General features: G+C 64.0%; 5 protein-coding genes. 1 reads left to right on the top strand and 4 read right to left on the bottom strand.

The features are described from left to right. Positions 1–445: 445 nt before the first annotated feature. Genes EXW95_RS08765 through EXW95_RS08750 form a run of 4 tightly spaced genes read right to left on the bottom strand, consistent with a single transcriptional unit; the run spans position 446 to position 9,271 of the window. Positions 446–3,589 (bottom strand): type I restriction endonuclease subunit R, encoded by a 3,144-nt coding sequence (locus tag EXW95_RS08765; protein WP_174367128.1) that lies wholly within the window; start codon positions 3,587–3,589, stop codon positions 446–448. After that, complete coding sequence (locus tag EXW95_RS08760; RefSeq protein ID WP_174367127.1) at positions 3,589–6,429, bottom strand: DUF262 domain-containing protein; 2,841 nt, start codon at positions 6,427–6,429, stop codon at positions 3,589–3,591. The genes EXW95_RS08765 and EXW95_RS08760 overlap by 1 nt, the downstream gene beginning before the upstream one ends. Next, positions 6,429–7,730, bottom strand: coding sequence for a restriction endonuclease subunit S (locus EXW95_RS08755; protein ID WP_174367126.1), 1,302 nt, complete (start codon positions 7,728–7,730; stop codon positions 6,429–6,431). The genes EXW95_RS08760 and EXW95_RS08755 overlap by 1 nt, the downstream gene beginning before the upstream one ends. Then, positions 7,730–9,271: a class I SAM-dependent DNA methyltransferase gene (locus EXW95_RS08750; RefSeq protein WP_174367125.1), complete on the bottom strand. Its 1,542-nt coding sequence runs from the start codon at positions 9,269–9,271 to the stop codon at positions 7,730–7,732. The genes EXW95_RS08755 and EXW95_RS08750 overlap by 1 nt, the downstream gene beginning before the upstream one ends. A 316-nt stretch (positions 9,272–9,587) precedes the next feature. Between EXW95_RS08750 and EXW95_RS08745 the strand changes: the two genes are divergently transcribed. Further along, positions 9,588–14,696 (top strand): AAA domain-containing protein, encoded by a 5,109-nt coding sequence (locus EXW95_RS08745; protein WP_174367124.1) that lies wholly within the window; start codon positions 9,588–9,590, stop codon positions 14,694–14,696. Positions 14,697–14,698: the final 2 nt, after the last annotated feature.

Here is a 14,698-nt window from a genome sequence, read left to right as displayed (position 1 = left end):
CACGGCCCGCCAACACTGCGAAATGAAAGGCGAGCGCTGCCAGAACACGCGGTCCTGAAAGGTCGCCGGGCTCGGCGTACGCCTGATACAGACTCCGGTTGAAAGGTTTGCACAAACTTTCAACCCGAGCGGAGCGAGCGGGAGAGAAACGGGTTCCGGGCGTGGAGTTGGCAACCCGGTGTACTTCCGGGTTGTTAACGAAACAAACGGAACCCGTATGACAATGGGCAGACCATGAAAAACCCCCTCCGAAGAGGGGGTTCTGATCTGGCTCGGCAGGTTGGGGTCGAACCAACGACCGTCCGATTAACAGTCGGATGCTCTGCCACTGAGCTAAAAAACCTTGTCTAGGACAGCATATTCCGCATTCTTGGCATTGTCAATCGGCATGCGGAACACACGATCTTCACATTAGAAGCTGCGGACAAAACCGGGAGAGGACACGTCAGGCGTAGACGTTCTTCCCGCTGTCTGCGTAGGACTCGTAGACGTGAGCGTAGATGTTCTTGAGGAGGGTATCCAGTTCGCCCTCAGTCGCGCCCAGGGCACGCAGGTCATCCCGAATGGCCTTCTTGACCCTGGCTTTCGTCTGCTGCTTCTTGCGCCAGTCGAGGACCAGGGCGCTGCCTTTGAGCTTCTCAATCAGGTGCCGGGCCATCCCCTTCACAGCTTGCTCGTCCCGTCTGCTCAGTTCCGGGCTCCCCTGGACCACCAGGTCGAAGACAGCCAGCTCCTCCTCAGAGAGCCCTTCACGCGCGGCACGCTGGCCTTCCTCGTCGAGGTCCTGGCCAAACTGCAGCAGCTCCTTGAAGAAGTCCTCGACATTCGCCGCGCCGAAGTTGTAGTCATCGATCATGGCCTGAAGCTTCTCCGCGAAGTTCACACGCGTCTTGTTGAGGCGGGCGAGCTGGTTCACGCGGCCGTTCAGAAGAGCTTTGAGCTTCTCCGCCTCGGTGCGCTTATAGGGGGACTGACCGAAGGTCTGCGCCAGCTTCTCGAAGTCGATGCGACTCAGGTCAAGTTTTGTCCCGCCCTCACGCACTCGGTACCGCTGGGCGATGACTGACTCGTCCAGCAGGGCTTCGACCTTGGCCATCACGCCGTTCTCGCCTGACCCTTCTCCTCCTGTCGCAACCAGCAGCATCTCAGCGAGGACGACGTACAGCGCCCGCTCCCTGGTGTACGCCTGAGCTGTGCGGTCAGGCAGCACGGCCTTGTACAGCCGGTCGATCACAGCGGCCGCCTCCAGATAGCGCTTGCGGGTCGCTTCCGACTCCAGCAGGGCGTCCCGCGCGGTCTCCAGGAGGTGCAGCTTGTCGAACCCCTCTGCCGCAAGGATGACGTCCGGCTGGATGCCCCTGGGCGACAGGAACGCCCTCATACCGTCAACCTGGGCCTGCAGATGGGCGATCAGCTGCTCTTTGGGTTGCACGGGTGAATCCACGCCGCCACCGCCATCCCCCGCCCCGTAGATCGCAAGGGCCTGCTGGAGGTCACGGAACACGCCGATGTAATCCACGATGAGCCCGCTCACCTTGTGCTCCCAGACCCGGTTGGCACGGGCGATGGTCTGCATCAGCGTGTGGTTACGCATCGGCTTGTCGAGATAGATGGTGCTGACGCTCGGCGCGTCGAACCCCGTCATCCACATGGCGCAGACGAACACGATCCGCAGGCGGTCCTGAGGGTTCTTGAATTTCTCCTCCAGGTCCTCTTCGACGAAGCGTTTGCGGTGTGGCGTGATGTCCACACCCTTGGCGGCGAAGTCGGCGACTTCGTTCTGTGCCTGCGACACGACGACAGCCATGTCGGTCTCCTGCATGAACCGCAGTCGGGCCAGCAGCGAGTCCCGCACTTCGCCCGTCGCGAAGCTCAGCTCCGCCTCCAGTCGCTGGATCGCTTCCTGCCAGTGCTGCTGCACCCGGTCGTACATGCGCACCGCAGTCAACTTGTCCACGCTGACGACCATGGCCTTCCCGAACTGCAGGCGGCCCATGAAATGCGCCACCAGGTCCCGCGCGATCTCGTCCAGGCGACTTTCCAGCGTCAGCAGTTGGTACTGCTTGCCGAAACTTCTGGCCAGCTGCTGCTCAGCCTCGTCGTTCAGACCGGCTTCCTCGGCCAGCTGCAGCATGTCGTCCTGGAAGTCCTCGTTGGCCAGCTGCAACTCGGGGATGCGGTTCTCGTAGTACAGCGGAACGGTCGCCTGATCCTCGATCGCGTCGCGAAAGTTATAGACCGACACGTAGTTGCCGAAGACCTCGCGCGTCTTCTGTTCCCCGGCCATCAGCGGCGTTCCCGTAAAACCGATAAAGGACGCGTTCGGGAGGGCCTGACGCATGTTGCCGGCGAAGACGTCGTACTGGCTCCGGTGGGCCTCGTCGGTCATCACGATCACATCGTCCCGCTGGGTCAGCGTGGGATACACCTCACCCTTCTCGGTCCGGAACTTCTGGATCAGGGTGAACAGGTAGCGGTGATCCTCCTGAAGCAGCTGTTTCAGGCCCGCGCCGCTCTCGGCGCGCACCTGATCTTCCGGCTCGGTGACGGCACCCGTGCGGGCGAAAGTCTTATAGATCTGGCTATCGAGTTCATCGCGGTCGGTGACGACCACGAAACTCCAGTTGCCAGGCACCTTCCGCAGGACCTTCTGGGCAAAGAAGACCATGCTGAAACTCTTCCCGGACCCCTGGGTATGCCAGAACACCCCGAGCTTGCCCCCGTTCTTCTTGGTGTGCCGCAGAGCCTCCAGAGCGTTGTTCACGCCCAGATACTGGTGGTTCTTCGCGAGGATTTTCAGGAGCTGGCCGTCGCCCTCGCTGTACAGGATGAAGTTCTCAACCAGATCGAGAAGGCGCGTGCGGTCGCACATCCCCTTCAACATGGTCTCCAGGCCCGGCCGTTTGGGCTCGTCCTCGCGCTCGATCTTCTTCCAGTCGACGAAGTGCTCCCAGCCCGCCGTGAGGCTCCCCACACGGGCTTCCAGACCGTTCGAGACAACGATGAAGGCGTTGGGGATGAAGAGCTGCGGGATGGTGTCCCGGTAATCGCGCAGGTTGTCCTGGAAGCCGTCCACGAGATTCTTGTGGGCCGCCTTGAGTTCCACCAGGACCAGCGGCAGGCCGTTCACGAAACCCACCACATCCGGTCGGCGGTTCCACAGGCCGTCCGGGTTGGTCACCCAGAGTTGCTGCACCGCCAGGAACCGGTTGTTGTCCGGCACATTCCAGTCGATCACCTGAACCCGCTCCGTGACCTGATCCCCGTCCGCGTTGTTGAAGGAGACGGGGACACCCTGCTTGACCAGCTCGTACAGCTCACGGTTCGCCTGCACGCCAGTCATCGCCGAGCGGTCCAGGATGACCGCCTCGACCGCAAGACGCAGGGCCACCTCGGGCAGGTCCGGGTTGAGGGCGCGGAGGGCAGCCATCAGCTCCCGCTCCAGGATCACCTCACGGCGGCTCTCGCGGCCCAGCAGACTCTCCGGGCCGAAGTCCTCGTGCATGGCGTCCACCGTGCGCCAGCCGAGCTGTCCCAGCAGCCGCATCGCGGTGTGCTCGACCAACGTGTCCTCACTGAAGAGGTGCATCAGTCTTGTCCCTGGCTGAAGGCCTGCCAGATCTTTTGCAGGTGCGCCTGACCCACCGGAAGGTCCGTGGCACGGCGAACATACAGGCGCTCCGTGTTCTCCGCCGAGATGGATACGAAGCCAGCCGTCTCATTCTTGCGGAGCCTCGCGAGTTCCTGTCCTCCGCTCGTCAGAAGCACGCTGCGGCCCCGGATTTCGGTTGTGATGTCCTGATCCAGCCCTGTGGTGAATTCGAGCAGGTCCTGAATGAGCTGTTTGATCTCGTTCGGGCTAGAAACCATCTCTCCACTGGTGGACCTGGACACGTAGGCGGCTTCCATGAGTGGTTCGAAGCGGTGCGCATCTTCCGGCGACTTCAGGAACACGGAGATGAACCCCTGAGAGGCCGTGATCTCACTCGTCACACCCAGTGCCTCAGCCTCGTCAGGGGAGGTGTACAGGTACAGCCGCACACGACCATCCTCCACGGGGTTCACTTCCATATAGGGTCTCCACTTGTTGCCGGTCTGGGCATCCAAGCTAAAGGACTTCACGGCCCGGTTCACCCGCATCCGCTGCGTGGGGAAGCCCTGGCAGGCCATAAGGACCGCCTGGATGATGGCCCGCACCCCTGGAGGCTGCTGGGCCACGTACTCCTCCACACTCGGAGGGGACGAGCCGTCCTGTCCAAGTTGCGGCTCGGCCCCCCCTTGGACGGCCGCCCACACAGCTTCAATCAATGGAAAGACCGCATCCAGCTCGGTGAGGTTGTCCAGCGGGCGCTGCCACCAACCCTTATCCTCGCCTTTTGTCCAGACGTTCCCTGGGTTCTCGAAGTCCTCACCCAACAGTAGCCACAGGTAAATCCTGAGATCGTCCGTGCCAATGGACGTCACATACCGTCGGCCCATCTGGTAGTCGACATGGTCCCTATTTTCCCGCCTGCGACTGCCGTCCAACTTCATCAGGCGCTCGTCCAGGCTTTCCACCACGTTCAGCAGTGGAGCCGGTAAGGCTTTCAGGCGGTCCCACGCCTTCCTCTTGATATCGGGCTTGAGGCGCTTCTTGCCGCGGAGCTCGGCCAGCTCCTCATCTGTGAATTTCGGGAGTGGCCAGAGTGTCAAAGCCGCCTGCGCCAGTTTGTCTGCCCGGTGCTGAATGGTCTGCGCATTCCAGACCGGTTCCTCCGCCAGTTCACGAGTCATGGCGATGTTGCTGTACTTGTACCCCTTGGGCACGACGGAGTCTGCGGTGTCTCCAGCCTTGATCGGCAGAGTCTTCTTCTCCTCAAAGGATCGGTCACCGAGTTCGCTGTTGTACCCCGTCAGGGTCAGGTTCCCCAGAGTGTGCTTCAGTCGCTCTTGCACCTGTGGCCAATCCGGCCCCAGCGCATCCCGCCAGGGCTGCCTAGGGTCAGGGTTCTTGGGCATGATGTGCTCGATGGTCAGGCCGTCTGTAGCGACCAGTTCACTGGGGTTGTTTCGACGTTCCAGACGTACCAGGATGTGCCTGCACACGTCAGAGTTGTACAGGTCGACCGTACGCAGCTTGTCGTAGAACACCTCATCCGGCGGGAAAGCGTCGCGGTTGCGATCCTGGAACTTCATGAGTGCTCGCTCCACCGAGCGCTTATAGGTGGCGCTGCCCTGATCGCGCACCAGATCATTCCCCGCGCTGGCAAACAACTTGTTCAACGGAGCGCTTCGGAACTCACTCACGGCCCTGCGGACCAGGAGGGACTCAATGACCCGCAGGGCCGCGATCAGGTCTTCGGTGTCCACCCTGCCCTTGGCGTGGTCTTCCAGCAGCTCCAGCACGAACGGTGAGGTGACACGCACGCGCACACCCAGCAGATCCTGAAGAGCCAGCCGCAGCCTTGGCTGGCCCGTCACCCGCTCCGGGTGCAGCATGGCAGCGTACAACTTCGCCATGTCCAGGATGTCGGCCACGAGCGCATGAACGGGTTCATCACCACGCGTCTCGCGGTAAGCCTTGAAAGCTTCGTACACCCCGTTCTTGTCCACCAATTCCCGCATCCTGACCGTCAGGTAGTCGCGCATGAAGCGGTTGAACACCTCAGCGCTGTCGTCTTCAAACAGGGCTTCAATCGGCAGCCAGTACGTGCGCGTCAGTTCGTCCTGCGCCTCGGCCTTCAGGCCCATCAGAACGTTGTTCCGAATCAGGTCAGCGGGCGTGAGATCCTTCCCGGTGCTGTTCAGGCTCTCGAAGATCAACTGTGGATCGTCCCGGCCGTCATTGAGCATCACCTCGACCACTTCCAGGCGGTTCAGGCCCTTCAGCACCTGCTCCACCGTCACGCCTGGATCAAGCAGGCGATCCCGGAAGAACTGAATACCCGACAGCAAGTCCGCCGAGTGGCGTTCCGGCAGCGGTTCGCCGGTCAGGATGTGCTTGAGGGTGTCCCTGTCAGCCAGGGTGGGCAGCAGCTTGTAGCGTGAGTCCCCCGTGAGCCGCTTGTTGATCAGGTAATCCTCGGTGATGGCGGAGGCGTCCACCGCCTGCATGTCCTTGGAGCCGGCTACAGGCAGCTGGATCACGTCATCTTTCAGCTGCTCGGCTACCGCCTTCATCAGCAGGGTCAGGGTGGTCAGGCGTTGCTGACCGTCGATCAGGCGGGCGCGGGTGAGCACCACGCCCCCCATACCGCTTTCAGGCTTCGTGAACACCACCGGCCCGAGGAAGTGGAACCTGTTCCCCGTCAGCGTGCTGGCGCGCAGGATGTCCTTCCAGAACTGGCTGCGCTCCTCGTCACGCCAGGAGTAGCGGCGCTGGTACAGTGGGATCTCGAACTGCTGATTGCCGTTCAGCAGCTCCGTCAGGACTCTCGGTCTCGCTTCCATTATGCCACCGCCTCCTCGTTCACGCCCTGCCCTTCCTCCACGCCCGCGATCTCCAGTTGGCTCACGTCCAGTTCGCCTGACACCAACTTGGGCAACAGCAGGTCGCGGGTCCGGCGAAGGTTGGCGTTACGACTAGAGAGATTGAATACGGCGGCAAACATGGGCTTGACCAGCGCCTGGAAGCTTGCAAGCGTTGCCTTATCAGGCAGGGCGATGAAGTAGTTACTCAAGCTCTCGGATCTCACCCGTTGCCGCCCTGAAGCTCCGGACATGCTCTTTTCCGCATGGCTTCTAAACTCGGGTAACCGTGCGAGTAGGTACACATACTCAGGGCAGACCAGCCGTGACCGCATAACGATGTACTCCGTTGAACCAAATGCAGTTGCGGAGTCGTCGGGTAGGAAGTTGACAAGCCCTGTCTTGCCATTTTCCAAGCACGGGGTAATCCGGGCGAACAGAGTATCGCCGTTCTTGAATTTGGCCCCGCTGTTACCAGCACGCTGTTCAACGGGGTCAATCACCATTGAGTTTTCAGATAGGCTCCCCATCGGGACGAAGGGATTCACTGCCTCTTTGTCGACCTTGGTTCTTGGATCAAGCTCAACGGCGTAAGCAACCGGTACCCACTCCCATGCTTTCGGCCTCCGCCCCTGCTCGTCTTCTACGAACTCGGCCTGCTCATGACCAGGGAAGCGGTACTCCACGAACCACTCGCGGTACAGGGCGCGCGCCATCTCCTCCAGCACCCGCACCCGCCGCGTGTTGTTCTCGATCAGGTCATCGTAGGCGGAGAGGACAGCAGCGATCTTGCGCTGAGTGACGAGCGGGGGGAGATCAATTTCGTACTCGTCCAGAAAGGCTTCAAAGCTGTAATTTATGATGCCTGTTGACTGGGTTTGCCACTGCACAAGCTTTCGGCTTATGTAGGCACTTGTAAGGGTGTAGTAGATGAATTTAGGATCACATATTCTTGATTGCGGCCGTATGAGTTTGCAGAAGCTTGCTGGTATCGTAGGCGCTTTGGCTAGTGAATCTGTTACGAATACGGATCTCCCAACTGGCTGATCTCTACTTCCTCCAGATACTTCAAATACTATGTCGCCTTTACGCAGCAAGCGCGATCTGGCGTTAGATGGCTTATGGAAGCGTACTGGAAATGAGTCCGCTATGTTCAAGCGGGCATCTGGAATATCCGTCCCTCGAATAACTCGTGCAATGGCAGTGTGCTGATCATCTTCAACTTCTTTTCCCCAGCCGCCACCGATGTAGAAGGCGACGCACTCCCTAAAAGGCCGTGGCATCAGTTGTTCCAGCCCAGCATCGCTTGGACGTTCTCGCTGATCCTCGCTTCCAGCTCGTGCGCTTCGGCGGTCAGGGTTTCCAGCTCCTCGTTCAGTTCGCCCAGGCGCACGTTGAAGTCGAAGTCATCGGCAACGCGCGCGGTGATGCCCACGTAGCGGCCAGGGTTCAGGCTCCAGCCCTGCGCTTCGATCTCGCTGCGCGTGGCGACCTTGCACAGGCCAGGCACGTCGCGGTAGACGCTGCCGGGGAACGTTTCCTCGAACGCCTCGCGGCTGCTGTACTTGAATTCGGGCTGCTCGCCCCGGTACAGGTTGGCGATGTTCGCCAAGAACTCGACCTGCTGGTCAGTCATCTCGCGGATGGCGCGGTTGACCTGCACGAAGGTGTTGCGCCCGTCGATGAACAGCACCTTGTCCTCGCGGGCGCTGCCGCGTTTGCCGTTGTCGAGGAACCATACGGTGGCGGGCAGGGTGACGGTGTAGAAGAGGTTGCTGCTGGTCGCGAACATGATGTCCACGTTGCCGCTCTGGATCATGCGCTGGCGGATCAGCTGCTCGCTGCCGCGCGCGTCGCTGGCGCTGTTCGCCATGACGACCCCGGCGCGGCCTTTCTCGTTCAGGCTGCTGCTGATGTACTGCAGCCACAGGTAGTTGCCGTTGTCGGTGCTGGGCACACCATGGGGCAGGCGCGGGTCGGCGGCGATGTCGTCCTTCTTGATGCCCTTGACGTTGAAGGGCGGGTTGGCCAGGGCGAAGTCGAACTTGCCGCGGCTGCCATGGATGTCCTCATAGAAGGTGTTGCCCTGGCGGATGTCGCCGCTGAGGCCGTGTACGGCGAGGTTCATGCGGGCCAGTCGCACGGTCTCGGCGGTCTTCTCCTGCCCGAAGACGCTCAGTTCGTCGGTGGGGTTCTTCTGATGCTCGGTGATGAAGCGGGCGGATTGTACGAACATCCCGCCCGAGCCGCAGGCGGGGTCGTAGATGCGGCCGTGGAAGGGTTCCATGATCTCGACCATCAGCTTGACGAGGCTGGTCGGCGTGTAGAACTCGCCGCCCAGTTGTCCTTCGCGCTTGGCGAACTCGCCCAGGAAGTATTCGTACACCTTGCCGAAGGCGTCCCCTTCCAGTCCGGCGGCGATCTCCTCGAAGTTGAAGGCCTTCAGGAGCGGCGCGAGGACGCTGTTATCGAGTCGGTTATAGATCTTGGGCAGCACGCCCTTGAGGTCGTCGTTTTCGGTCTCGATGGCGTTCATGGCCTCGTTGATGGCCGCGCCCAGGTTCGCGCCTTCCGGCAGGGCCAGCAGGCGGCGGTAGCGGGCCTGTTCGGGCAGGTACATCACGCCTTCCGCCTGGAAGTCGATGGGGTCGGCGTCTGCGCCCAGTTCCTGCTGCGCCTGCTGGAAGCGGTGGTCGGCGTAGGCCAGGAAGATCAGGCCCAGCACCGGGGTGCTGTACTCGTGGCTGCGGAGCTTGCTGTTCGCGCGAAGGTTATCGGCCGCCGCCCACAGGCGGCGCTCGACTTCGGAGGTGTTGGTCGTCATGGTGCCGTCCAGCATAGTGCGCGGCGGATGCGACTGGCGGCGCATTTCTGGCGTGTCGGGAGGACTGGTGAAGTGGCTGGCACAGGGTGCCGTGGCAACGGACAGGATGGCCGGGCTGGTTGCCGGGCCGCGCGTTGAGCGATCTGGCCTCACAGGGCTGAACTTACATCCAGCCGTCTGAAAGGTCGGGACCTACAGGCAGGGGTCTGCGCGGCCCTTCAGGTCGTGTGGCGACGAGTGTGCGGTGATTCTGGGCGTGGTGCCGTGCGAAACTGCCTGGATCGATCCTCCGACTCCTCACGGCAAAGGTTCACGCATGAAAACGTCGCACCACCCCGATCAGGCCCAACGCTTCTTCCAGTACCTGAAGGAGTTCACGCAGCTCAAGTACAAGCCCCAGCGCACCAATCAGGGGGACGGGGTCTTGTGGCTCCACGCACTGCCCGACGACCCCCGCATCACCAACGTGGCTCGGCAGTCCGCCGAGGCCGCCGGCGACGACTGGCTGGTCATTCAGAAGCCCCGCTTCTTCCCGGCCCCGGCCGTGCCGGAGGAGTTGGCCGGATGGGTGACGGATTCGGTTGACCGCCCCGACCAGGCTCCAGGCATCCGGTCGCAGCGGGTGGTTACCGCCCAGGTTCTGGACGATGACCTTCAGACCAGGGAGATCAGAGAGACCCTGTTCCTGGATCAGGAAGCGGCAGTCTTCAAGAGCTGGCAGGCCTATGAGCAACGCTGGCAGGCCTGGGCCGAGGAGGAACGCCGGGCGCGGGACGTGCAGCGGCACTACTCTCAGCTGTTCGACTTTCACCAGAAGCTCGCCGCGGAGAGCGAGAAGTACGAGTTGCGCCTCGGATTGGGCCACCTGACCTGGAGGGCCCCGTCGAGCGGCGAGGTCCGCCGCCACCTGTTCACGGCCCGGGCCGCCCTGCACTTCGACGCCCTGCGGGGTGTTCTGAGCGTCACGGCCGCCGGGGACGGCGCGCGGACCTCACTGGAACAGGACATGCTGGACGCCGAGGACCGCGTGATGCCGCAGGTGCAGGAGGCCATCCAGAAGGTGCTGCTCGACAGTGGCGAGGACCTCTGGAGCGGGCAGACCTTACCGGCCCTGCTCGAGACCTGGGTGAATTCAGCCGGGGACCGGGGCACCTACGCAGCTGAGCTTCGACCCGTTCAGGGCGTGTCGGAACGCCCGGCGGTCCACTGGGCTCCGGCCCTGATCCTGCGTCGGCGCGGCGAACGTACCCTTACCGCTGCCTACGACAGCATCCTGACTCAACTCGGCGCACCGGCCGGTCTGCCGGACAGCGTCCGGCGCTTCCTGGGTGACCGCCCACCGGTCACGGGCCCGGCGGAGCCGGGACAGCAGGACCAGACGGTGTATTTCCCACTGCCAGCCAACTCCGCGCAGCGGGACATCATCCGGCGAATCCGGCGGGAGAAGGGCGTGCTGGTGCAGGGTCCGCCCGGCACCGGGAAGTCGCACACCATCGTGAACCTGGTCAGCCACCTGCTGGCCACGGATCAGAAGGTGCTGGTCACCAGTCACACGGCCCGCGCGCTGAGCGTCCTCCGGGAGAAGTTTCCGGCGGAACTGCGCAGCCTGTGTATTACACATCTGCGCGGCGAGGAAGGCGCACAGGCCGCCCTGCAGGGCTCGGTCGGGGAGATCCTGCACCGCTTCACCAGCCGCCAGCCCGGTCAGGAGGCCGAGCAGGAGAAGCTGCTGTTCAGTCGCCTGGAACAGGCCCGTCAGCAGGAAGACCGCCTGCTCGACTGCCTCCGGGAGATCCGGGAGGCGGAGACGGGCCAGCTCGAACTGTTTGGATACCGTGGACCGGCGCAGCTGATCGGTGCGCAGTTGCGGGCTCAGGAACCTCAGTTTGAGTGGCTCGCGGACTTTGCTGACCCGGCCCGGCCTGCTCCGCTCTCAAACGCCGAGATGGAGCGGCTGCTGGACCTGCTGCGGGACCTGAGTGCCGAAGAAGCCCAGGAGCTCTCACGGCGGCGGCCAGAGGCGGCGGAACTCACCCGGCCGGAAGCCTTCCTCCGCTTCGTTCAGGGAGAGAAGGCGTCGAAGGCGCAGGCCGCCGCGCATGAGGCGGCGCGTACCCACCCGCAGTATCCCGTGATTGAGCGGGCCGAGCCAGAAGCCCGGCACGCCCTCTTGCAGACGGTTCAGGCCCTGATGGCGAGCGTCGACACCGAACGGCAGCGGCCACTGCCCTGGATGGCTGGCGCAGTCGACGCCGCATTGAAGGAGCAGGCCAGCCGCTGGCAGGAGGTGGCTCGGCAAAGCCTCGAGTTGCTGCCGGAGCTGCATCAGCACGCGGACGAGCTGGAAGAACGGGCCCTGACGGGTCTGAACGGCCGGGACCTTCCCACCGTGAGAAGCGACGCCCAGGCGGTGCTGGACCACCTGCGCGGCGGCGGGAGCTGGGGCGGCCTCTTCGGGAAGCCCGCGGCGGTCAAGCAGCGGCAGTACCTGCGCACCGATGTCCGGCTCGGTGGCCGCGCGGCCGACACGGTGGAGACTCTCACGGCCCTGCTGGACCACCTGCGCCTGGACGCCAACCTGGACAAGTTGAAGGGCCTCTGGGCCAGCCTCGGGGTCGAGGTGAGCGGTCCGGTCAGACTTCAGGTCACGGAACTCGGGGCGCACTGTCAGGCCCTGGTCCGGATGCTCAAGCTGCGCCAGGTCCTGGAGGCCGCCCAGCAGGCCGTACGGGGCATCATGGGCCTCCCGCAGCCGCAGTGGTGGGAGGCCGGGGACCTGCGTGCCCTGGTGTCGATGGTGCAGGCAGCGGACGCGGGCAGCGAGGCTCAGGCGAGCAGGCAGACCCTTGAGGCGCTGCTCCCTGCACTTCAGGGCCTCAAAGCAGTCGGCAACGCCCACGACATTGTCTCCGAGCTGATCGGAGCCATCGAGGGGCGTGATGCAGAGGCCTACGGCCTGGCCTACCTGAAGCTTCAGGCCCTGGCCCAGCGTCAGGCGCTGCTGTCCGAGCAGCAGGCCCTGCTGAGCCGCCTCGGGGCGGGCGCCTCCCCGCTGGCCGATGAGCTCCTGTCCACCTTCCCGGAATACACCTGGGACGCCCGGCTCGCGGGGTTCGAGCAGGCCTGGAACTGGGTGAGGGCTGATCTCAGGGTCCGGGAGCTCGCCAACCCGGACACCGAGGTGGACACCAGGGAACAGCTCGCGGCTGCCCGGGACGTGCAGCGCCAGACGCTGGGCGCACTCGCCGCGACGAAAGCCTGGCGCAGCACGCTGGACCGCATGACGCCCCGAGAACAGGCGGCCCTCGTGCGCTGGCAGAACGCCATCCGCAAGATCGGCAAAGGCACCGGCAAGCACGCTGGCAAGTGGCGGCAGGTGGCCCAGCAGAGCCTCGACGAGGCCCGCACGGCCATCCCCGCCTGGATCATGCCGCTGCATCTCGTCGCGGAGAACTTCGCGGTCAGCCCCGGCATGTTCGACGTCGTGATCGTCGACGAGGCGTCGCAGGCGGGCCCTGAGTCGCTGTTCCTCACCTTCATCGCAAAGAAGATCATCATCGTCGGGGACGACAAGCAGATCGAACCCGAAGGAGTGGGCATCCCGATCGCCCAGGTGGACGCCCTCGTGCAGCGGTACCTGCGTGACGTGCCTGCGCCGGAAGTCATCGGGGACCCGAAGGCCAGCCTCTTCGGCTTCGGCAGCTACGCCTACCCGACTCGGATCAGTCTGCGTGAACACTTCCGCTGCATGCCGGAGATCATCAAGTTCTCCAGCGACCTGAGCTACCCGCAGGAGCCGCTGATCGCCCTGCGGCAGTTCGGGGCCGAGCGGCTCCAGCCACTGGTGGCCCGGCGGGTCGAAGGCGGCTACACCATGCCGCTGCGCGGCGACAAGTTCAACCCGGTGGAGGCGCGGGCCATTGTCGATCAGATCAAGGCGTGTATCGCCAACCCCCGCTACGCTGGGAAGAGCTTCGGGGTGATCAGCCTGGTGGGCGAGTCGCAGGCCGAGGAGATCGCCACCCTGCTGCGCGCCGAGATCGGGGAGGCGGAAATCGAAGCCCGGAGGCTGGTGTGCGGAAACGCCTACAGCTTCCAGGGCGACGAGCGGGACGTGATCTTCCTGAGCATGGTGGTCAGCCCGACCGACGGTAAGCGGGAGCCGAAAGTCGGGCGTGACAGCGAAAAATTCCAGCCCCGCTATAACGTGGCCGTCAGCCGAGCCCGCGATCAGCTGTGGCTCTTCCACAGCGTCGACCTCACCGACCTGCATCCGGAAGACCTGCGTGCGTCCCTGATCCGCCACGTGCGCAATCCCGAACTGGAAGGCTGGACCCCGCTCGCGTCGAAGGAGATCGGGACGCTGCGTGAACTGGCGGCGCGCCCGGGACGCGGCAACACGTCCCCGCCTGGCAAGTTCGACAGCTGGTTCGAGGTGGACGTCTACCTGGATCTGGTCGACCGGGGGTACCGGGTGATTCCACAGTACGAACTGGGCGGCTACCGCATCGACCTCGTCGTCGAGGGCCTGAGGGGCCGCCTGGCCGTCGAATGCGACGGCGATCACTGGCATGGTCCGGAGAGGTACCTCGACGACCTGGCCCGCCAGCAGACCCTGGAGCGCGCCGGGATGGAATTCTGGCGGGTCCGGGGCAGCACGTACGCACGCGATCCCGAAGGTGCCCTGGAGGATCTGTGGCGCACGCTGGAGAAGCGCGGCGTCTTCCCCGAAGGCGACCCCCGAAACTTCCAGCCCACCGAGCCGGTCCCGGCTCATGTTCCCGCAGAACCTGCCGAAGGCACCGTGGACGCCGCAGCCGCCCTCCAGGCTGAGGAGGCGGCCCGAGAGGAGATCGTCGAGACCACCAGCGAGGTGATCACCCCGGTGGAGCATGTGGTCACGGCGCTGCTGGAGCCGTACGGCCGCTGGGTTCCCCGGCCCTTGCCGGACCCCCGCACCCTCAGCAGCTTGGAGCCTGTCGTGGAGGGATTGCAGGAGATCGTCGCGAGCGAGGGGCCAATGACGGCGCGGCAGGCGTACCAGGTGTACTGCCAGGCGGCCGGCGTCCGGTTCGGGCAGGCAACGAAGAGCCTGCTGAACAAGGCGATGACCCGCGCCGTGCGCGCCGGGATCCTGCTCGCTGCGGACGAATGGGGCACCCCCGGGCTGCTCGACAAGGTCGTCCGCACGCCGCTCTGCCCTGCGGTGCGGCTGCGGGAGACCGGACCTCGCAAGCTCACGGACGTCCCGCCTTCCGAAATCCAGGCCCTGATGCGGAAGCTCCTCGCCTCCGAGCCCGAGCTCGGGGAGGGCAGCCCCGAGGCCCTCTACCGGATCGTGCTGGCCACCTACGGTGCGCAGCGCCTCACCGAGAACGTCCGCACCGTGCTGGAACGTGCGCTGCGCCTGGAGCAGCCAGCCTAGCC

This window comes from Deinococcus sp. JMULE3, from assembly GCF_013337115.1.
In the GTDB taxonomy this organism is placed as follows: Bacteria; Deinococcota; Deinococci; order Deinococcales; family Deinococcaceae; genus Deinococcus.
This window is presented reverse-complemented; position numbering and strand designations above follow the sequence as displayed.

Bases quoted from the DNA above. Each gene is read 5' to 3' on its own strand.
- EXW95_RS08745 (WP_174367124.1), top strand. From the start codon at position 9,588: ATGAAAACGTCGCACCACCCCGATCAGGCCCAACGCTTCTTCCAGTAC.
- EXW95_RS08755 (WP_174367126.1), bottom strand. From the start codon at position 7,730: ATGCCACGGCCTTTTAGGGAGTGCGTCGCCTTCTACATCGGTGGCGGC.
- EXW95_RS08750 (WP_174367125.1), bottom strand. From the start codon at position 9,271: ATGACGACCAACACCTCCGAAGTCGAGCGCCGCCTGTGGGCGGCGGCC.
- EXW95_RS08760 (WP_174367127.1), bottom strand. From the start codon at position 6,429: ATGGAAGCGAGACCGAGAGTCCTGACGGAGCTGCTGAACGGCAATCAG.
- EXW95_RS08765 (WP_174367128.1), bottom strand. From the start codon at position 3,589: ATGCACCTCTTCAGTGAGGACACGTTGGTCGAGCACACCGCGATGCGG.